Source organism: Leuconostoc citreum (genome assembly GCF_004354555.1).
Taxonomy (GTDB): Bacteria; Bacillota; Bacilli; order Lactobacillales; family Lactobacillaceae; genus Leuconostoc; species Leuconostoc citreum.
Genome location: NZ_PUFH01000001.1, coordinates 66,852 through 85,527, shown reverse-complemented (window position 1 = coordinate 85,527; position 18,676 = coordinate 66,852). Strand labels below are relative to the sequence as shown.

The following is an 18,676-nucleotide window of genomic DNA, read 5'->3' as shown; positions in this document are numbered from 1 at the left end:
TCCCTTCCTCTCCATTATGGACGCTTAGCTCAGCTGGGAGAGCACCTGCCTTACAAGCAGGGGGTCACAGGTTCGATCCCTGTAGCGTCCATTGGCGAAAGTCAAGAAACCGGCACGTCGGGATAAAGCGATGCCGACTTAGCTCAGTTGGTAGAGCACCGCTCTTGTAAAGCGGGGGTCGAAGGTTCGAGTCCTTTAGTCGGCATGATTCTGCGGAAGTAGTTCAGTGGTAGAACATCACCTTGCCATGGTGGGGGTCGCGGGTTCGAATCCCGTCTTCCGCTTGTATGCCGGCGTGGCGGAATAGGCAGACGCACAGGACTTAAAATCCTGCGATAGAGATATCGTACCGGTTCGATCCCGGTCGCCGGCATATATGCACCTATAGCGCAATTGGATAGAGCGTCTGACTACGAATCAGGAGGTTGCAGGTTCGACTCCTGCTAGGTGCATAGAGGTTGAAGGAATTCAAACTCTTTTTTTAAGTTTAAAGGGGCAGAAGCTCTCGTAGAACTTTTCGGGACGTAGCTCAGCTTGGTAGAGCACCTGGTTTGGGACCAGGGGGTCGCAGGTTCGAATCCTGTCGTCCCGATTGGCAAGGAAAATTGTCAAAGACGATCGCGGTGTAGCTCAGCTGGCTAGAGCGTCCGGTTCATACCCGGGAGGTCGAGGGTTCGATCCCCCCTGCCGCGATAGGCTCGAGATATAGGACCTTTAGCTCAGTTGGTTAGAGCAGACGGCTCATAACCGTCCGGTCGTTGGTTCGAGTCCAACAAGGTCCATGCAGGACGAGAGTCAAGCAAGAGATGATGGAGAATTACCCAAGTCTGGCTGAAGGGAACGGTCTTGAAAACCGTCAGGTCGAGAAATCGGCGCGTGGGTTCGAATCCCACATTCTCCTTAGGTAGAGATACCAAAATAATATTATCGCGGGATGGAGCAGTCTGGTAGCTCGTCGGGCCCATAACCCGAAGGTCGTAGGTTCAAATCCTGCTCCCGCAATTGGTCGCATGGTCTAGCTGGTTAGGACGCCTGCCTGTCACGCAGGAGATCGCGGGTTCGAGCCCCGCTGTGACCGTTTAGTATGGGGACATACTAAGATGGCTCTGTAGCTCAGTTGGTAGAGCATACGATTGAAGCTCGTAGTGTCGGCGGTTCGATTCCGTCCAGCGCCATAGATGTCTCAGGGCATCCAGTAAGAGATGCGAATGTAGTTCAATGGTAGAATTCCAGCCTTCCAAGCTGGCTATGCGGGTTCGATTCCCGTCATTCGCTTTTATGTTGAGAAGCATAAGAAGGGCCTGTAGCTCAGTTGGTTAGAGCACTGTGTTGATAACGCAGGGGTCACAGGTTCGAGTCCTGTCAGGCCCATGATGAAGGATGTTTCAATGGAAACATCCTTTTTTGTTTGCAAGTAATGATTGTTTACAGAAAACAAATCACTAATAATAAATTTCACGAGATGATTTTAAAAAAGCCGTAAACAACACCTTGAATTGTTAACTTAATTGACAATTTTATGAGATAATTAAAAAAATTTTGCGTCCCTTGTGAAAAAGTGGTATTCTAAAATTAACTGTTTCGGTTTACAACGTTTTCATGCAAGCTTGCAGTGTAAAAACGAATGGGGTTTACAGAAAATGGATGGTACAAAGACTGTTCTTCGCCAATCACCATCACCAACGTAGCGTTGCGAATATTGCTATGTTGACTGATTACGAAGGACGGATTGATGGAAGAAAAATTATTCAATAAAGGTTTTATCACAATTACACTGATTAATTTCATTGTTTACTTAGTTTATTATTTGATGATGGTTATTATTGCTGTCATTGCGCATGACCAGCTGCATGCTTCGTTTGGACAAGCTGGATTGGCATCGGGTATTTATATTATTGGTACTCTTGTTGCTCGCCTCATTATGGGAAAAGAATTGGAAATTATTGGGCGCAAGCGTGTCGCACGTTGGGGAGCGATTTTCTATCTTATTACGACTGCAGCTTATATGTTTGTTCCCACAATTGCTATTTTAGATACAGTGCGTCTACTTAATGGTTTTGCGTATGGTATGACCTCTACTGCTTTGAATGCGATTGTGACTGAATTTATCCCAGAGCAACGTAAGGGTGAAGGAATAAATTATTATGGTTTGAGTACTAGTTTAGCAGCCGCAATTGGACCATTTATTGGGTTACTCCTGCTTAATGCAACAAGTTTCCACTTCATTGTAATTCTTTCTGTTGTGTTAATTGCTTTATCAATGCTTGCATTGTTTGCTATTCAAATCAACAATGTCGTATTAACTCCAGAACACTTAGCAGAACTAAAATCATGGAAAGTCTCAAGTTTCATTGAATATAAAGTATTGTTAATTGCATTCATTGGTTTCTTGATGGGACTTTCTTATTCAAGTGTATTATCATTCTTAGCGTCATATGCGGAAACATTGAACTTAGTTTCCATTAGTTCATTCTTCTTCGTTGTTTATGCAGGTATCGTGACTGCAACACGACCAATGTCAGGACGAATTTTTGACCGCTATGGTGAAAATATGGTTATGTATCCCAGTTATATTTGCTTAACGATTGGTTTAATCATTTTGGGACTAACGACTAATGGCATTATGCTTCTGGTTTCAGGTGCATTTATTGGTTTAGGCTATGGCACCTTTATGTCAAATGGCCAGGCCGTTTCATTAAAGTTAGTGACAAGTCATCGCGTTGGGATTGCTTTATCAACATACTTTATTGGTCTAGACTTAGGTTTGGGTGTTGGACCTTATGTATTTGGTGCCCTGCATGCACAAATGCCATTTAGAGATTTGTACTTTGTCGCTGCAGTTATTCCAGTTATTTCAGCAATCTTATACCTACTATTCTACAAGTCAGGTAAGACAAAGAAAACTGTTGTTACAAAAGCTAAAGAATTAGCATAAAATAAAAAAGCAATTGTTTCACATGAAACAGTTGCTTTTTATATTGACCAATCATCGAGAGAATCGACTTCATAAGTTGGTTTCTTGGCCAGTTTAGCAATTTGATCTTTTGTTGAAACACCTGAGTACACTAATAAGGTATCAATCCCATTATTGATACCTGCTAAAATATCGGTATGGTAGTTGTCCCCGACCATAATTGTTTCATCTTTGGTGGCTTTCATATAATTTAAAGCCCCTAACATAATGGGAGATGCTGGTTTAGCGATGATAGTTGGGGCGACATTTGTTGCAGTTTGAATAGCTGCGACTAGTGCGCCGGCTCCAGGCATCATACCGTTTTCTGTAGGAAGATTAGTATCAGTATTTGTCGCAATGAATTTAGCGCCATTTTGAATAGCGATAGTAGCCTGAGCCATCTTATCGTATGTTATTTGGCGGTCTAACCCAACAATAACGGCATCAGCACTAGTACTGTCGACAACGTCAAAATTAGCTGCTGATAGGGCTTCAATGAGGCCTAACTCGCCAATAATGTATAGCTTAGCTTGCTTTGGCAAAATATTTTTCAAATAGTCGGCAGTAGCCATGGCGCTAGTATAGATTTGAGAGGGCGTTGTAGGAATATTGTGGTTTTCACTGAGGTTTTTTGCCACGGCAAGAGGGCTTTTGGTGGAATTATTCGTCACGAATAAGTAGGGTATATCCTTTGCTCGTAAGCGGTCAATAAATCTTTTTCCCGAGGGGTACTTAATTTTACCTTGATAAATTGTACCATCAAGATCGATAAAGTAGTTTTTATAGTCAGACATGATTTAATCTCCATTTAATTTGTGTCAATTATATTATATACATCAACAAGTGTTGATATCAAACAACGAATCAACGGACCTCTCTCCAATCTCAATCTCCCTAAAAATAAAATCTCCTAAAATATTTTATAAAAATGTCCGCCCGCAAGCAGTTGCGGGTTTTCGTTGCTTAAGGGGGAGAATTTTGCAGTAAGTGAGTGATACTGATAGAATAAGTTGAGAGCCTTTGTTTACTAATAAACAAAGAGAATTAAAAAATAATGATTGGGATTTATTATGGTTAAAAAATACCGTACCCCGCCTTTTCTAACACCGTCAGCAATTGTTTCACTAATAGTGGCTATTAGTGCAGCTAATTTGGCGGTTAATGTGGCTACCGGTACAAGTGAAGGAAAGCGGGTTGTGCCACGAGAAAGTAGCATCAGCACATCAGCGCCAATTGATAGTAGTCGATCTGATAGTACAACTAGCGCTGTATCGGACAGTGAATCAGCGCCTAGTGTTTCTAGTAAAGACAGTATATTGTCGTCTTCAACGAACTCAGCGGCGTCGGTCACAGAAAAAAGTAGTGCCATGCCATCGTCAAACAGTACTTCATCCGTTGATACAGATAAGGCTGTACCTAATCAACCAAGTGCTAAGTCTAGTACACCGACGACACCACCAGCGCGTACAAATGGCAATAACACAGGGGGTGGGCAATAGATGTTTACAATTCTAGATTTAATTAACCATTACCTTGGATATTTTACAACTAATTCACGTACTAAGGGCCGTATATATGCTGTTGTTGGCGCCGTTGGTGTGTGGTACCTGCTCTACTTAGCCTACCGTTTTTTTGAAAATGGGCGTTGGCTGCGTGGCGGTCTGATTGCAGCTGTCTTTGTAGTTTTATTATATTTTGTTGTTTTGAACCTAGTCTACTATTTCACTGATAAAACTGTGAAGTGGGATGTTTCACCACGAATTGAGCAAGTTTTAGGTGGACCACATAATGAAGAAGGTCAACAACAGCCACAACAATCAGTTATTATGCCTGTAAATGGCCTTTACCAACGGCAAAATACAATGACAGGTGTTATTGAAATCGATAGTACACAGCAAGATAATATTGATCAGCTGGTTAGGTTATTAGATGATTTGGGCTTAATTCAACGCGATTATGGTCATCTTGGAGAGCAGGCACAACGACAAATCATAGCCCAACGTGGCGTTGTTTTCGCTAATCATCCGGGTACGCTGTTACCATATTTTGACATGTTAACTACAGGCGATACCGTTAAAATTATGGGTGGCGTCAATCAACTTCAAGCATACGATTTAGGCAGCTTAGTTATGGTAGGCATGACACCGACAAAGCAAGCATTGCAGCATTATCGTTTGGCATTGTCGTCTGCTGTTATTCTTGGTGGCGCAGGGCATATTGCGACACGACGTGGCCTAGCTAACGTTGAGCGACCTTATAAGATTCAGGTTGAGGTAGCGTATGAAAAAAGAATTGAAAACTAGTTCAATTCTTTTTTCATACTAATATGTTTAATTCCTGCTTCAATGAATTCAGGCCCATAGGCGACAAATCCGATCTGTGTATAAAAGGGACTGGCATGTAGCTGCGCGCCTAAATAAAGACAATGAATGTGATATGACGGTGCAAGTGCCTCGATATAGTGGAATATCTCTTTTCCAATGCCGCGCTGGCGCATATTTTTTAAAGTAGCAACGCGTTGCACATGCCAAGTACCTGGCGTTTCTTCAAGTAATCGTGCTGTAGCAGCGGGTTGATTGGCAACATAGGCAACGATATGGATGGCTTTTTCTTCATTTTCAGGATTGTCCAATTCATCATCTAATGGCACACCTTGTTCCGTTACAAAAACGATTTTTCTGATATATAGGGCATCGTCATGGATATGGCTGAGACCGGATTGATGTTTAATTTGTGTTGTCATAGAAGTATTATAACAAGATTTAAGGCAGAGCGTATAGCTTATTGGTATAATGATACTTATGAAAAAACGAGTAAAAAAGTGGTTAACAAATTTTTGGCAGAATGTGATTTTACCGCATAACTGGTTGCGTCAACTTAATACACGACAAGGTTTTTTTAATTGGATTGTTGTATTATTGACATTTAAAACAATATTGGCTTATGGTGCCGACTTTGAGTGGTTACATGTCCAAGAACCAATCCAGGTACTGTTAATGCTTATCAACCCAATTGGGTTTGCATTGGTTTTATTTAGTCTGACACTATTTATTAAACCACGACAGTTGTATTATGGGGCAGTATTGATTTTAGATACCGTGATGTCGCTTTTGCTCTATCTCAATGTCATTTATTTTCGAGAATTTTCGGATTTCTTATCCGTTAATACAGTGCTAGGATACAATACGATTAATCAAGGTGGTAAAGCAGCCGGAGCCATTTCTTTTGGTTTTCATGATGTCTTTTTTTGGATAGATATTGTTGTGATTATTGCTCTCATGCTGGCACGCAAAATTAAGCTTGATGCGCAGACCTTGCCACGGTTTAAGCCATTCAAAATATTTACAGTTGGTCTATTTGTGCTGACAGCTAATATTTTGGTGGCAGACATTGATAGACCCCAGTTACTGACACGTCAATTTGACCGAGAGTATATGGTTAAGTATTTAGGCTTGGGTCCGTTTATGATGTATGATGCTTTTAACACTTATCAAACTAGTCAAGTACGTAAAAGTGCCACACCAGAAGAATTTACACAGGTAAAAAATTATGTGACAAAACATTACGCCGCAATTAATCCAGAGTTCTATGGTAAAGCAAAAGGAAAAAATGTTATTGTTATTCATCTGGAAAGTTTTCAACAGATGTCAATTGATCGTAAAATTAATGGTCAAGAAGTAACACCTTTTTTAAATAGTATCTATCATAACCAAAGCACGATTGCATTTGATAACTTCTTTAACCAGGTTGGCCAGGGAAAAACGTCTGATGCGGAAAATATGTTAGAGACATCTACTTTTGGTTTGCCGCAGGGATCATTATTTTCAAAATTAGGCAATGATCAAACGTTCCAAGCCATGCCGGCTATTTTAAAACAGCGTGCCGGATACTCTAGTGCAGTTTTTCATGGCAATACTGGTACTTTTTGGAACCGTAACAATGTTTATAAACATATGGGCTATCAGAATTGGGTGTCTGGCGACTACTTTGATGTTACTGGTCAAAAAGCGACAACTTGGGGCTTGAAAGATAAACTACTTTTCAAAGGCTCTATTCCTTACCTAGAAAATCTACAGCAGCCATTTTATAGTAAATATATTACCGTCACAAACCATACACCGTACACACTTGATCGTGAAGATAAGGATCCAAATTTTGTGACGTCCAACAGTGGTTCTAAAATTGTAGATAATTACTTTGTTACGAATCATTATTTAGATCAATCTGTAAAAGAATTCTTTACCTATTTAGAAAAATCAGGATTAGCTAAAAATACAATGGTTGTACTCTATGGGGATCATTACGGGATATCGAATACAGATGCTAAATATTTAGCGCCAATGTTGGGTAAAGATGCGAACCAATGGAACGATTTAGATAATGCTAATTTACAGCGTGTGCCGTTTATGGTTTACATACCAGGGATGAAGCAGGGCTATATCGACCATCGGTATGGCGCAGAAATTGATGTTGCCCCAACTATAGAGCATCTATTAGGCATTAGTTCTAAGCGGTATATTCAATTTGGTCAAGATATGTTAAGCAAACAACATTCTGAAGTTGTAGCCTTTCGTAACAAGGACTGGATAACACCTGATTATGCTAGCTTATCAGGTCGTTATTGGAATGTTAAAACTAATATTATGATTGATACGCCGACGCCAGACCAACAAAAACTTTTTGATACCATCCAAAAAGGCGTTAATGAAAAGTTGGACATGTCCGATAATCTCAATCAGAAAAACTTATTGCGTTTTTATAAACCAAAAGGTTTCAAAACAGTTGATCCGAAAGACTATGATTATGGTAAAAAAGCGACAATTGCGCGTCTAAAAGAGGATAACAAGTCCCTAGGGAAAGCCTCTAAAAGCCTTTTTTCTAAACGACATAATCGTTCAACCTTGAGTCAGTATGTTACTGATGCACCGGAAGCCAATGATCAGCAAACTGATTCTACACGTGTTTTGCCACGTAACGCAGATGATTGGAGTCAAAGTGAGTAACTAAAAAACACCAGGAACTGTTAACATTTAGTCAGTCAACGTGGTGTTTTTTTGTTACAATTAATGCAACACAGTGGGAGGTGCGCTAGATGAAGATACTAATGGCACTAGAGAATATTGGTTTAGGTGGTATGAAACGGGCGACAACCGTTGTCGGTAATGCGTTAGCAAAAAAACATAACTTAGTTTATTATAGTTTTTCAGATATTGTCCCTTTTTATACATTAGAAGCACCATTGCTGGTTGCCAAAACACCCTGTGTATTAGACAATGAAGCACGACCATTTGAACGTTTTAATGATGAAATTAAGGCTTTTGAAACGGTTGCACGTGAGTTTGACGTAGTTATCTTAGCCGGAGGGCTGTTAGCTAGCTTTGCAGCACATATGACGTTACCAGATACGAGAGTAATTGGTTGGATGCACAATAATGTGACAACGTATCAGACGCAGTATTATGCTAAAATGCGAACAGAATTTGATGCTGGCTTACGTGCTCTTGATGGAATCGTTGCTTTAACTGAAACAGATTTAGCTGGTTTTTCACAGTATAATCATACAACAAAAATATGGAATCCACTCACAATTGTGCCTGATGGTCGTGCCGATTTATCACAGCATACGATTGCTTTGACATCGCGGATTGCGATTGAACATAAAGGTCTGGATTTGGCTTTAGCATTTGCCGCTAAACTACCTCATGATTGGCAGTTAGCCATAGCAGGTGGTGGGACAGATAGCGATGTTAGTCGTTTTCATAGTTTAGTCGAACAAAATCATGTGGCTGATAAGCTTATTTATCGTGGTGCACTGAAGGACGAAGCACTAAAGAAGCATTACAGGGCAGCCAGTATTTTTTTGCAAACTTCTCGCTGGGAAGGGTTACCGCTTGTTTTAGCTGAGGCAATGAGTTTTGGCTTGCCAGTAGTTGCCATGTATAACACCGGATCTGCAGAAGTATTAGAATCAGGGAAGTATGGGTTGATTACACCGGCAACCGATGTCAATGCCTTATATGATGCGATACGACCATTATTAAACAATATACAGTTACGAGAAGAATATGCACAACGCAGCTTACAACGTGTTGAGGACTTTAAAATTGCCCCCATTTTAGCACAATGGGAAGCGATTTTAAGCCCTACCTTTGACAACTAAGCTGACAAGCATATAATATGTTAGAGGCTATGGATATGAATTCTAAATCACAAACATTTCATTTGAAACAATTTAAAAAACCGTCGTTTGATAATATGCAATTTCGTATTGGTGAGTTAGCACGTATGACGGGGGTATCGACACGGCAGTTGCGTTATTGGGAAAAGCAAGGTTATGTGTCCACTATTAAGCGAGAAGACGAACAAGAATCGCGTTTATATGGGTTCAAAGCTTATGTTAAAGTGTCTGTCATTAAACAATTCCTTGATGATGGTGAATCGCTGCACGATGCGGTAGTTGCTGCCAATGAGCAATTAGAAAGTGTCTCAGTAGTACAGCATATTATGAAAACCGCTTTTCAAGGTTTAAAAATGCATGATGGTAGATTTGTAGTGAATTTAGGTTATTTTGATGAGGCTGAGACGCAGCTACTTTATGTGAGTATCGACTCTGGTAAGGTTAAATATACTGTTGTGAATGCATCAGAAAATAGTGATGCAGGTCACTTGGAAAAGTAAAATTTTATGACAACATGGCATTATCAAATGACAATTACCCCTAATTCTGAGCATATTGGGCAGTCAATTAAAGCAGTACTAATACATTGGTTAATACCACAGCGGATACGTGGCGCTTTACGTCTTAAACAACATGTCCGAATTAACGGCTTATATCGACCAACTAATTATCAGTTACAGGCTAACGACCAATTGTCGCTTGTATTTGATCAAGCGGATTTTCGTACAGGGGAATCACAGTATCCAGCAAACAATTCGCACGCGCTGGACATTATTTTTGAAAATGATGATTTAGTTGTTGTTAACAAACCGGCAGGTATGAAAATGCACCCACACTCACCGTCAGAAACAGATACCTTGTTAAATTTCTTAGCAGCAAATTTTTCAAAACGTCATCTATATAGCGCTGGCGCTATTGCTAAGCCCTACATGGTGCATCGAATTGATCGTGAGACTTCTGGTGCCGTGATTGTTGCCAAAAATCCGGTTGTTGTGCCGATACTTAATCGGATGTTAAAAGAAAAAGTAATCCAACGGACGTATCTTGCTTGGGTACAAGGCATATTACTGAAAAACTCAGGCACAATAGATCGGCCCATTGGGCGCGATATATCAAAACCATTTCAAAGGCAAGTAAATGGTGTACAGGCACAACATGCTAAAACACATTGGTTTAAAATACACACAGTTTTTCAAAATACATTACTACGGTTACAGTTAGATACAGGGAGAATGCACCAAATTCGTGTTCATCTAGCGAGTATCAATCATCCAATTGTTGGCGATTCATTGTATGGTCAAAGATTAAATCAGCAGCGTATGATGCTACATGCAATGTCACTGACCTTACCACTGCCATTTGATGGGCCGAAAAGAATTATTACCACATCTCTGCCAAGTGATTTTCCTAAGCAGTTATATGTTTAATATCAAAGTAAAAGAGCTTCGTCATTGACGAAGCTCTTTTACTTTGATATTAAGCTGTTTCTTTAACGTCTTTATTGAAGAAATTTGCAGCGAAGGCAGCAAGAGCACCACCTAACAAATCAGCAACAAGGTATACCCAAACATGACCTAATGCGCTACCCTTAACAAACAGTACTGGTGCAAGTGCTCGTGCAGGGTTGAAAGCGCCACCTGTGATAGGTAAAGCCACAATCATAAGTACTGTCAGTAACAAACCAATCACGATAGGTGCTGGCACATTTGCTAACTTAGTGACAATTGAAATAACCAAAACAAACAAGAATGTCAAAACAAGTTCAAAAATGAAAGCAGAAATTGTTTCACCATCAGCAAAGTTTGTTTGTCCTAGGCCAGCCAAATTAATAAATTGAGTAACTGTTATCTTTTGACCAGACAAAGCTTGCGCAACAGTTGGGGATTTCAAGTAAGCAGAAACACCACCAAACACAGCAAGAGATGCAACAATGGCACCAAGTAGTTGGGCGATAACATAGCCAACAAATTCAACCCATGATAAGCGCTTTTGAATCGCCATTGCTAATGACACAGCCGGATTGAAGTGGCCACCTGAAATGTGGCCGAAGGCATAAATACCAACAGTCAAAGCTAAGCCAAAGGCTAAAGCAATTGTGAGTGGTGATGGTGTTGTGGCAGCTGAATAAACAACGCTACCAGTTCCAAAGAACACTAACATAAATGTTCCGAGGAATTCTGCGATATACTTACGCATGAGTATTTCTCCTTAATTTGTATGTATAAAATTACCAATACATTCCATTATACACGCTTAGATTAAGTAACGGTTAAAAAAGCGGAAAATCAGTCTTAAAAACGCGAACTTATAAGCATTGTCCTAATAAAAGGACAAATTATTGGTATTTTTAAAGATGTATGTTAAAATATTGAATATGAAAGCGCTTACAACAATAGAAAAAGTTTTCATCTTAAAACTGTTTTCCTTCTGAAAATAGCGCAGAACTGGTTTCATAATATAAGTTAGGAGAGCGTACATTATGATGTCTTTTGTCGTTTTAGCAGTTGGGATATTATTTCTACTGTTACTCATTATTAAGTTCAAAATTAACACATTTATTGCGTTAATTTTCACCTCTGCTTTAGTTGGTATTGGTTTGGGGATGAAATTAGACCAAATTCCCAACGCGATACAAAATGGTATTGGCTCCTCGTTAGGGGAGCTCGCCATTGTCTTTGGTTTTGGTGCAGTCCTTGGTCGACTGGTTGCTGATGCAGGTGGGGCTTACCGAATTGCGCATACATTAATTGCTAAGTTTGGTAAAAAACGTGTACAACTAGCGATTATGGTGGCAGCGTTCATTATTGGGATTGCCTTATTCTTCGAAGTTGGTATGGTGCTATTGATTCCAATCGTCTTTGCCATCGCACTTGAAGCATCCGTACCACTATTATATTTGGGCATCCCAATGGCTGCAGCGCTATCGGTAACGCATGGCTTCTTACCACCACATCCTGCGCCAACAGCTATTTCGGGTGCTTTAGGCGCTAATCCCGGGACGGTTTTGGTATATGGCTTGATTGTGGCGATTCCAGCAGCAATCATTGCTGGGCCAGTTTTCACAAAACTCGCTCAGAAATTTGCACCCGATGCCTTCGTGATAAAGCATGAGTTGACGGCATTTGGTGAACAGAAAAAATTCGTCTTGAATGAAACGCCTAGTTTTGGTATCTCGGTGTTGACATCATTGTTTCCAGTACTAATGATGGGTATTACGACCGTCTACACAATTATTTTTAATGATGGTCAGCCATTCAAAAAACCAACCGGATTCGATGCCTTTATTACTATGATTGGAAATCCTGTAGCAGCTATGATTATTTCATTAGTCTTTGCTTTGTGGGCGATGGGTTGGCACCAGGGTCGTAAGACAACAGATATGATGACAACTGTTGAAGAGGCTGTGAAGTCTATAGCCATGTTACTGCTCATTATTGGTGGCGGTGCAGCATTCAAGCAAATTTTGATTGATGGTGGTATTTCAGGGCAAATTTCCGCTTTATTTATTCACTCAGCAATCTCACCACTACTGCTTGCTTGGATTATTACAGTTGTACTACGTGTTGCATTGGGATCAGCTACTGTTGCCGCATTAACAGCTGCCGGATTAGTACAACCACTGATGGTCGCTTCTAACGTCAATCCTGCTTTAATGGTGCTTGTGATTGGTGCCGGCTCATTAGCAGCATCTCACGTAAACGATGCGGGGTTCTGGATGTTTAAAGAATATTTCGATTTAAATATGAAACAGACCTTATTGATTTGGACAGTTTTGGAGACAATCATTGCCGTGGTTGGTTTAGTCATGGTACTCTTGATGAGTTTGTTTGTCTGAGTAGTTCAAAAAAGACGTCATAAGACGTCTTTTTTTGTTGATGTTGGCCACAATGCTATAATGAAGGCATTCTAGACTAAAAGGAGTGGGATTGATGAAAGATAGGAACGACATATTTCAGTGTTTAGTCGACCATGCTGATAAAGATATTGTTGCTGGCGTTTTGGTAGGAGAATTAGATGGCACGTTACAGCACACGATTAGACGTGATTTCCCAGAGGTACGTCCCAATGATTTTATTTGTTTTGATCATTTGTTAGCCTATCGGTTAGCTAAAATTGACAAAATGATTGCAGACAATGGCCAATCAAGTCAACGCATAAATCATAAGTTGGCTCATATTTTGACGGATAAAAGTTTTAAAGTTATTAATGTTAAGAAGTATCAAAGAGAGTCTTACACATTTGGCCAAAGAATAGCTGATGATGTCGCACGATTTGGTGGCAGTTGGGGTTTTATCATATTATCTGTGCTAACTATGATTATTTGGATTATGATTAATGGGCTGCATATTTTCCACGTTAACTTTGATCCGTACCCTTTTATTTTATTGAATTTGTTTTTAAGTATGATCGCAGCATTGCAGGCACCGCTTATTATGATGAGTCAAAATAGATCCTCGGACTATGATCGCTTACATGCAGATAATGATTTTCATGTTAATTTGAAAACAGAGGAAGAAATGCGATTGTTACATGCCAAAATTGACCGCTTATTGAAAAAAGACAACCCAGATTTGCTGGCACTGCAAAAGTTACAAACGACAATGCTTGGAGAAGTGCAACAACAATTAATTGCGATAAATCAGCAACAAAAGGCGGATAGGCAATAAGTCATACTACAAAAAAGCCGTTTAAATCAACGGCTTTTTGCAGGTGTGTTTAGTGTCATGGCATTAAGTGCGACGATAAGCGTTGATAATGACATGATAATAGCCCCAATCATTGGATTGAGCAGGATGCCAAACCCAGATAGAATACCGGCTGCTAAGGGCATAGCAATGATATTATAGCCAGCCCCCCACCACAAATTTTCGATTTGTTTAACGTTGGCACGTTTGGCCAAAGCCAAGAAATCAATAATTTTGGGTAAATGATTCGCAATCAATACAGTGTCGGCAGAAGCTTGAGCCACTTGCGTACCAGCACCAATGGCTACTGATAAGTTTGCTTGAGCGAGGGCAGGAGCATCGTTGATGCCATCACCAATCATCATGACGCGGCCGCGCTTTTGATAATCTGCGACTAAGGCAATTTTTTCCTGTGGCGATACTTCAGCATGAACGGCATCGATAGTCAGTTGATTGGCAACAGCTTGGGCTGTTTTTATATTGTCTCCAGTGACTAACACGGGCGTGATACCTTGTTTAAGTAGTTGTTTGACAAAATCTTTTGCGGTGTCTCTTAAGCTATCACTTTGCACCACAGCAGCAATGACCTGCTTGTCTGCTAGCAGATAGGACACAGTGCCGTCTTGAACCACTGGTGTAAATGCAATATCGTGATCTGCTAAATAACGACTAGAGACGAGTAAATAGTATGTGTCATTGACTTTACCGGCGACACCATAGCCAGGTAAATTTTCAACTTCGGTTGCCGTCTGATTCGGTGCAGCATGCTGATCTGCGTAAGCAACAATTGCCTGAGCTAATGGGTGCGTGGATTGTTTATCTAGTGCAGCCATGAGGCTTAGTGCTTGGTTTTTATCACCTTTGTAGATCTCAAGATGTGTCACACTAAACTTGCCAGTAGTCAATGTGCCAGTTTTGTCCATTAAAGCAAATTTGACTTGGGTCGCTGAGGACAAAGCTTTACGGTTTTTTATCAGAATGCCTTGGGCGGCGGCAAGTGATTTAGTACGCTGAATCACTAATGGCACAGCCAGACCTAGCGCATGTGGACAGGCAATTACAAGAACCGTCACAGCAATATTTGTGGCAAAACTTACGCCACGTAAAGGCAACCAGACAATTAAAGCTATCAGCGCGATCACTAAAGCAATCCAGAAAAGCCATGAAGCAACACGATCAGCAATAGTTTCGACACGAGATTTCGCACTCTGCGACATCACAAGTGTTTGCTGTAATTGACCAAGGAATGAGGCCGCGCCAACTTGAGTGAGTTGGATTAATAATGAGCCATTACCATTAATTGTGCCACCTACTACGTTACTATGTTTGTGCTTATCAATTAAACGGCTCTCACCAGTCATTAACGATTCATCTACCTGACTATGACCATTAACCACAACGCCGTCTGCTGGGAAAGCTTCTCCAGCTAGTACTTGAACAATCATGTCAGACTTTAGACTGCTTATAGGCATGTCCATCATCTGATTATCGTGCTTAACATGGGCAGTTTGGGGTAGAAGGGCCTGTAATTTTGCAGTGGCATCTCCGGCTTGCATTGTAGCAGTCATTTCAATACGATGACCTAGCAACATAATAACTGTTAGTGTCGCAAACTCCCAGAGAAAATCCATAATATGCGATGTGTGGAAGAATTGATTCACTAAAACGGCATAAATAGAATACCAAAATGTAACCAATAGCCCCATACTGACCAGACACATCATGGCTGGTTTTTTAGCTTTGATTTCTGCTTTGGCACCATCAAAAAAAGGTTTTGAACCAATAAAATATAGCAGAATAGCAAATAGGGTGGCGAACCAAATGCTACCAGGAAATGTGAGTGTAAATGGTAGTTTCATACCCATAAATGGGCTTAAAACAATAATTGGTATCATCAAAATAACAGACCACCAGAAACGGCGTTTCATGTCAGTTATATCCATATTTGCCATACCAGGATCATCCGACATGTGTTGATGATGCGCTGTCATGTCATGATGCGACATAGCTTGCGATGCATGTTTGTGTTCATGTGGTTGCATGTTCATCGTCATTTGAAATCCTCCCCGTGTGTTGGCATACAGTCACAGGCGATTGACTGCGGTGCGTGTGACTGTTTGTCACGTAATAGCTGCTGTAAGTTGGTAATATCTTGCTGTGATAAAGGTGTATCATCAATGACTGCGATAAGAGAACGTCCCACACACATAGCGCACATTGACTGTACCGTATGCGTTAGTGTTGCTGTCATGGCTTCAATCTCAGGTATGGTTGGCGTAAATAAACGATCACGTGTCGCGCCGTTGGCAACCAAATAACCTTTTGTTTGTAACCGTGTGATGAGTGTTTTAACAGTCGATGGCGACCATTGATTTTTTTGCGCGAGAATACGAATGAGTTGTCGACTTGTGGCCTCGCCCAATGTCCAAATAATACGCATGATTTCCCACTCACTAGCTGTCATTGTTTTTTCATTTGTTTTCATACAATAAGTTTACAACTGTAAACTAAAAAGTGCAAGCAATTACATGACAAAATGGTATGATAATATAGTGATTAAAGAGGTTGAAAAAATGGAAAATTGGTTGGTTAAGCGTGCACAAATTACGCCAAACCGTGTTGCTGTGACAATGGCTCATCAAGATATGACGTTTGCTGAGGTCGCCCAAAAAGCGAATCACATCGCCGGTAAAATTAGTAGTTTAAAAGATTGCAATGCGCGTGTCGCTTTGATAATGACGAATAATGTAGCAGGTTATTTAATTATTATGGCGTTACAACAGCTAGGAAAAACCATTGTGTTCATTAATCGGCGTTTATCGGTTGATGAAATCAATTATCAATTATCAGATGCGGGTGTCACGTTATTATTGACTGACGATGATTACACGCAAGCATTACAAATTAAACAACAAATTCGCTTTTCTGATTTACCTGATGGGGAACCAATTATACCTGTTACAGCCTTTCCGGATGATTTTGTAACTAGTGTGATGTACACCTCTGGCACGACGAGTCAGCCTAAAGGTGTGATGCAAACTTATAAGAATCATTTTTATTCAGCGATGGGCAGTGCTATCAATCTCGGATTATCTGCTCAAGATGCTTGGTTAGCTGTTGTGCCGATATTTCATATTAGTGGCTTTTCAATTTTAATGCGTAGCTTGATATATGGCATGCGGGTGGTCTTAGTGGAAAAATTTGACAGTCAGGCGATTAACGAGTTACTGATTCACGATGGTATCACAACGATGTCAGTTGTGCCGGTTATGTTAAAACAACTATTAGCAGCGCTACCAGATGATGTCAACTATAATTCACATTTTCGAGCAATGTTATTGGGTGGTGGACCGACTGATTTAGCAACGTTACAAAAAGCACAACTTCACAAACTGCCAGTTATTCAGTCTTATGGTATGACAGAAACGGCATCACAGGTAGTGGCCTTAGATTCTGCAGATATAGTCAAAAAAATGCAATCAGTAGGCAAACCATTATTTCCAGTATCAATAACCATTAGAGATCAAGATGGTCAACCAGCAGATCAGGGCAACATTTGGATTAAATCACCAACGCTGACAGTTGGGTACTTAAATAAGCCACAAAAATTACTACAAAATATGCATGATGGTTGGTTCGATACGGAAGACTTCGGTTATTTGGATGAAGATGGTTTTCTTTATGTTCAAGGTCGTCAAGGCGATATGATTAATTCCGGTGGAGAAAATATTTTCCCAGATGAAGTTGAGTCGGCTTACGCTAAGATGCCAGGCTTGGATGATATTGTGGTTATTGGTATACCAGATGATGTTTGGGGTGCGGTACCGGTTGCTATCGTCTCAGGGACAGGCCTATCCAGTGATAGCTTGCGTCAATTTGGTCGAGAAAAGTTAGCACATTATAAAGTGCCACAATCTTTTTACCAAGCTAAGTATTGGCACCGTACAGCAAGTGGCAAGGTGCAACGGCAACAATTCAAAGCGGATTTAGATGCGCTTGAAATTTTAAAATAATTGAGGAGAGAGGCGAAGTGCATTGGCTTCGCCGGTTAAAAATCATGACACAATCACCAAAAAATACAGATGTCCAAGCACTGTTTAATAAGATTGCACCTGAATATGACAAAATGAATAATATTATTTCGTTAGGAACCCACAAATTGTGGCGTCAAAAAGTGATGGCAAAAATGTCGTTCCCCGTGGGGGCCCAGATTATTGATTTAGCAACAGGTACCGCTGATTGGGCGCTTGCGTTAGCTGAAAAGAGCAACGAGACGTCTCACGTTACTGGGCTTGATTTTAGCGAGGAAATGCTCGCGGTTGGGCAAAAAAAGGTTGACGTTAGTGATTACTCTGACAAAATCACTTTAATTCAGGGGGATGCCATGGCGCTACCTTTTGATGATGCGTCATTTGATATTGTGACTATTGGTTTTGGTTTACGTAATTTACCTGACCCAGTTATGGGGTTAAAAGAGATGTATCGCGTGTTGAAACCAGGTGGGCAATTAGTTATTCTAGAGACATCTCAACCGGATAATCCAATAGTAAAGCCTTTCTGGCAGTTTTATTTTGGTATAGTGATGCCTGTATTTGGTAAAGTATTTGCTAAAGGGAAGTATCAAGAATACAAATATTTAGATGAAACAACTGAGAAATTCATGGATTATATGACCCTTGGCAAGCAGTTGTTAAAGATTGGTTTTGCCACTGTTAAAATTTCGCGTTTTAATTTGGGTGCAGCAGCAGTGCATTATGCGGTGAAATAATAAAGGCATCTTAGGCGAACACGGTAGGGTTCTTTTGTCAATCAAAACCCATAACCATCTAAAAATAAAAAGGTAGTCAAATTAATTTGACT

The 18,676-nt window shown here is 40.5% G+C and carries 16 protein-coding genes and 14 tRNA genes; 25 read left to right on the top strand and 5 right to left on the bottom strand.

Annotation, left to right across the window (positions count from 1 at the left end; all coding sequences use genetic code 11):
- Window positions 1-18: 18 nt before the first annotated feature.
- From C5L21_RS00495 to C5L21_RS00425, 15 genes are all read left to right on the top strand, one after another.
- A tRNA-Val gene (locus C5L21_RS00495) sits at window positions 19-91 on the top strand.
- A gap of 41 nt (window positions 92-132) precedes the next feature.
- Window positions 133-205 (top strand) — tRNA-Thr (locus C5L21_RS00490).
- A 7-nt stretch (window positions 206-212) separates the two neighbouring features.
- Window positions 213-284: transfer RNA gene (locus C5L21_RS00485), tRNA-Gly, on the top strand.
- Between the two features lie 5 nt (window positions 285-289).
- Window positions 290-373 (top strand) — tRNA-Leu (locus C5L21_RS00480).
- Between the two features lie 5 nt (window positions 374-378).
- Window positions 379-452, top strand: a tRNA-Arg gene (locus C5L21_RS00475).
- Between the two features lie 66 nt (window positions 453-518).
- Window positions 519-592 (top strand) — tRNA-Pro (locus C5L21_RS00470).
- 27 nt (window positions 593-619) lie between these two features.
- Window positions 620-693, top strand: a tRNA-Met gene (locus tag C5L21_RS00465).
- Between the two features lie 15 nt (window positions 694-708).
- A tRNA-Ile gene (locus tag C5L21_RS00460) sits at window positions 709-782 on the top strand.
- Window positions 783-811: 29 nt separating this feature from the next.
- Window positions 812-901, top strand: a tRNA-Ser gene (locus C5L21_RS00455).
- A gap of 27 nt (window positions 902-928) precedes the next feature.
- Window positions 929-1,002 (top strand) — tRNA-Met (locus tag C5L21_RS00450).
- A gap of 2 nt (window positions 1,003-1,004) precedes the next feature.
- Window positions 1,005-1,078, top strand: a tRNA-Asp gene (locus C5L21_RS00445).
- A gap of 24 nt (window positions 1,079-1,102) precedes the next feature.
- Window positions 1,103-1,175 (top strand) — tRNA-Phe (locus C5L21_RS00440).
- Between the two features lie 29 nt (window positions 1,176-1,204).
- A tRNA-Gly gene (locus C5L21_RS00435) sits at window positions 1,205-1,275 on the top strand.
- Between the two features lie 22 nt (window positions 1,276-1,297).
- Window positions 1,298-1,371, top strand: a tRNA-Ile gene (locus tag C5L21_RS00430).
- A gap of 361 nt (window positions 1,372-1,732) precedes the next feature.
- Window positions 1,733-2,935: an MFS transporter gene (locus C5L21_RS00425; protein WP_004905072.1), complete on the top strand. Its 1,203-nt coding sequence runs from the start codon at window positions 1,733-1,735 to the stop codon at window positions 2,933-2,935.
- A gap of 38 nt (window positions 2,936-2,973) precedes the next feature.
- On the opposite strand, the gene C5L21_RS00420 is transcribed toward C5L21_RS00425, so the two are convergent.
- On the bottom strand, window positions 2,974-3,747 hold the full coding sequence (locus C5L21_RS00420) for a TIGR01457 family HAD-type hydrolase (RefSeq protein ID WP_004909326.1): 774 nt from the start codon (window positions 3,745-3,747) through the stop codon (window positions 2,974-2,976).
- Window positions 3,748-4,023: 276 nt separating this feature from the next.
- Between C5L21_RS00420 and C5L21_RS00415 the strand changes: the two genes are divergently transcribed.
- Together C5L21_RS00415 and C5L21_RS00410 are read left to right on the top strand one after the other, a co-directional pair.
- Complete coding sequence (locus tag C5L21_RS00415; RefSeq protein ID WP_004902196.1) at window positions 4,024-4,452, top strand: hypothetical protein; 429 nt, start codon at window positions 4,024-4,026, stop codon at window positions 4,450-4,452.
- Entirely contained in the window at window positions 4,453-5,256 is an 804-nt protein-coding gene (locus C5L21_RS00410; protein ID WP_004909322.1) for a DUF6681 family protein, read from the top strand. It abuts the gene before it with no gap.
- Here the strand turns inward: C5L21_RS00410 and C5L21_RS00405 are convergent.
- Window positions 5,253-5,696 carry a GNAT family N-acetyltransferase gene (locus C5L21_RS00405; RefSeq protein ID WP_004909319.1) on the bottom strand — a complete coding sequence of 148 codons (444 nt, stop codon included), beginning with the start codon at window positions 5,694-5,696 and terminating at the stop codon, window positions 5,253-5,255. The two genes, C5L21_RS00410 and C5L21_RS00405, sit on opposite strands and share 4 nt — an antisense overlap.
- Before the next feature lie 58 nt (window positions 5,697-5,754).
- On the opposite strand from C5L21_RS00405, the gene C5L21_RS00400 reads away from it, so the two are divergent.
- The 4 genes from C5L21_RS00400 (at window position 5,755) to C5L21_RS00385 (ending at window position 10,558) form a co-directional block, all read left to right on the top strand.
- On the top strand, window positions 5,755-7,956 hold the full coding sequence (locus C5L21_RS00400; protein WP_004902191.1) for an LTA synthase family protein: 2,202 nt from the start codon (window positions 5,755-5,757) through the stop codon (window positions 7,954-7,956).
- A gap of 89 nt (window positions 7,957-8,045) precedes the next feature.
- Window positions 8,046-9,113: a glycosyltransferase gene (locus C5L21_RS00395; protein ID WP_012305452.1), complete on the top strand. Its 1,068-nt coding sequence runs from the start codon at window positions 8,046-8,048 to the stop codon at window positions 9,111-9,113.
- 17 nt (window positions 9,114-9,130) lie between these two features.
- A complete protein-coding gene (locus tag C5L21_RS00390; RefSeq protein WP_004902186.1) occupies window positions 9,131-9,631 on the top strand; it encodes a MerR family transcriptional regulator in 501 nt (166 codons plus the stop codon).
- Between the two features lie 6 nt (window positions 9,632-9,637).
- Complete coding sequence (locus C5L21_RS00385; RefSeq protein WP_085700040.1) at window positions 9,638-10,558, top strand: RluA family pseudouridine synthase; 921 nt, start codon at window positions 9,638-9,640, stop codon at window positions 10,556-10,558.
- A gap of 49 nt (window positions 10,559-10,607) precedes the next feature.
- Here C5L21_RS00385 and C5L21_RS00380 read toward each other — a convergent pair whose 3' ends face one another.
- Window positions 10,608-11,327, bottom strand: a complete 720-nt coding sequence (locus C5L21_RS00380; RefSeq protein ID WP_004909313.1) for an MIP/aquaporin family protein — start codon at window positions 11,325-11,327, stop codon at window positions 10,608-10,610.
- Between the two features lie 283 nt (window positions 11,328-11,610).
- Between C5L21_RS00380 and C5L21_RS00375 the strand changes: the two genes are divergently transcribed.
- Together C5L21_RS00375 and C5L21_RS00370 are read left to right on the top strand one after the other, a co-directional pair.
- Window positions 11,611-12,966 carry a gluconate:H+ symporter gene (locus C5L21_RS00375; protein ID WP_133285974.1) on the top strand — a complete coding sequence of 452 codons (1,356 nt, stop codon included), beginning with the start codon at window positions 11,611-11,613 and terminating at the stop codon, window positions 12,964-12,966.
- A 94-nt stretch (window positions 12,967-13,060) separates the two neighbouring features.
- A complete protein-coding gene (locus tag C5L21_RS00370) occupies window positions 13,061-13,798 on the top strand; it encodes a DUF1003 domain-containing protein (RefSeq protein ID WP_004902176.1) in 738 nt (245 codons plus the stop codon).
- A gap of 26 nt (window positions 13,799-13,824) precedes the next feature.
- Here the strand turns inward: C5L21_RS00370 and C5L21_RS00365 are convergent, their stop codons facing one another.
- Entirely contained in the window at window positions 13,825-15,864 is a 2,040-nt protein-coding gene (locus C5L21_RS00365; RefSeq protein ID WP_085700044.1) for a copper-translocating P-type ATPase, read from the bottom strand.
- A 2-nt stretch (window positions 15,865-15,866) separates the two neighbouring features.
- Window positions 15,867-16,301: a CopY/TcrY family copper transport repressor gene (locus C5L21_RS00360; protein ID WP_085700038.1), complete on the bottom strand. Its 435-nt coding sequence runs from the start codon at window positions 16,299-16,301 to the stop codon at window positions 15,867-15,869.
- Window positions 16,302-16,389: 88 nt separating this feature from the next.
- Between C5L21_RS00360 and C5L21_RS00355 the strand changes: the two genes are divergently transcribed.
- Both C5L21_RS00355 and ubiE read left to right on the top strand, forming a co-directional pair.
- On the top strand, window positions 16,390-17,829 hold the full coding sequence (locus C5L21_RS00355) for an o-succinylbenzoate--CoA ligase (protein ID WP_004902170.1): 1,440 nt from the start codon (window positions 16,390-16,392) through the stop codon (window positions 17,827-17,829).
- A gap of 44 nt (window positions 17,830-17,873) precedes the next feature.
- Entirely contained in the window at window positions 17,874-18,584 is a 711-nt protein-coding gene (gene ubiE / locus C5L21_RS00350; protein WP_085700042.1) for a bifunctional demethylmenaquinone methyltransferase/2-methoxy-6-polyprenyl-1,4-benzoquinol methylase UbiE, read from the top strand.
- Window positions 18,585-18,676 lie beyond the last annotated feature (92 nt).

What these genes read in the sequence shown, in the direction of transcription:
- C5L21_RS00370 (WP_004902176.1), top strand. Translation starts at nt 13,061, where the DNA reads ATGAAAGATAGGAACGACATATTTCAGTGTTTAGTCGACCATGCTGAT.
- C5L21_RS00375 (WP_133285974.1), top strand. Translation starts at nt 11,611, where the DNA reads ATGATGTCTTTTGTCGTTTTAGCAGTTGGGATATTATTTCTACTGTTA.
- C5L21_RS00385 (WP_085700040.1), top strand. Translation starts at nt 9,638, where the DNA reads ATGACAACATGGCATTATCAAATGACAATTACCCCTAATTCTGAGCAT.
- C5L21_RS00415 (WP_004902196.1), top strand. Translation starts at nt 4,024, where the DNA reads ATGGTTAAAAAATACCGTACCCCGCCTTTTCTAACACCGTCAGCAATT.
- C5L21_RS00395 (WP_012305452.1), top strand. Translation starts at nt 8,046, where the DNA reads ATGAAGATACTAATGGCACTAGAGAATATTGGTTTAGGTGGTATGAAA.
- C5L21_RS00365 (WP_085700044.1), bottom strand. Translation starts at nt 15,864, where the DNA reads ATGAACATGCAACCACATGAACACAAACATGCATCGCAAGCTATGTCG.
- ubiE (WP_085700042.1), top strand. Translation starts at nt 17,874, where the DNA reads ATGACACAATCACCAAAAAATACAGATGTCCAAGCACTGTTTAATAAG.
- C5L21_RS00400 (WP_004902191.1), top strand. Translation starts at nt 5,755, where the DNA reads ATGAAAAAACGAGTAAAAAAGTGGTTAACAAATTTTTGGCAGAATGTG.
- C5L21_RS00380 (WP_004909313.1), bottom strand. Translation starts at nt 11,327, where the DNA reads ATGCGTAAGTATATCGCAGAATTCCTCGGAACATTTATGTTAGTGTTC.
- C5L21_RS00405 (WP_004909319.1), bottom strand. Translation starts at nt 5,696, where the DNA reads ATGACAACACAAATTAAACATCAATCCGGTCTCAGCCATATCCATGAC.
- C5L21_RS00390 (WP_004902186.1), top strand. Translation starts at nt 9,131, where the DNA reads ATGTTAGAGGCTATGGATATGAATTCTAAATCACAAACATTTCATTTG.
- C5L21_RS00425 (WP_004905072.1), top strand. Translation starts at nt 1,733, where the DNA reads ATGGAAGAAAAATTATTCAATAAAGGTTTTATCACAATTACACTGATT.
- C5L21_RS00410 (WP_004909322.1), top strand. Translation starts at nt 4,453, where the DNA reads ATGTTTACAATTCTAGATTTAATTAACCATTACCTTGGATATTTTACA.
- C5L21_RS00360 (WP_085700038.1), bottom strand. Translation starts at nt 16,301, where the DNA reads ATGAAAACAAATGAAAAAACAATGACAGCTAGTGAGTGGGAAATCATG.
- C5L21_RS00355 (WP_004902170.1), top strand. Translation starts at nt 16,390, where the DNA reads ATGGAAAATTGGTTGGTTAAGCGTGCACAAATTACGCCAAACCGTGTT.
- C5L21_RS00420 (WP_004909326.1), bottom strand. Translation starts at nt 3,747, where the DNA reads ATGTCTGACTATAAAAACTACTTTATCGATCTTGATGGTACAATTTAT.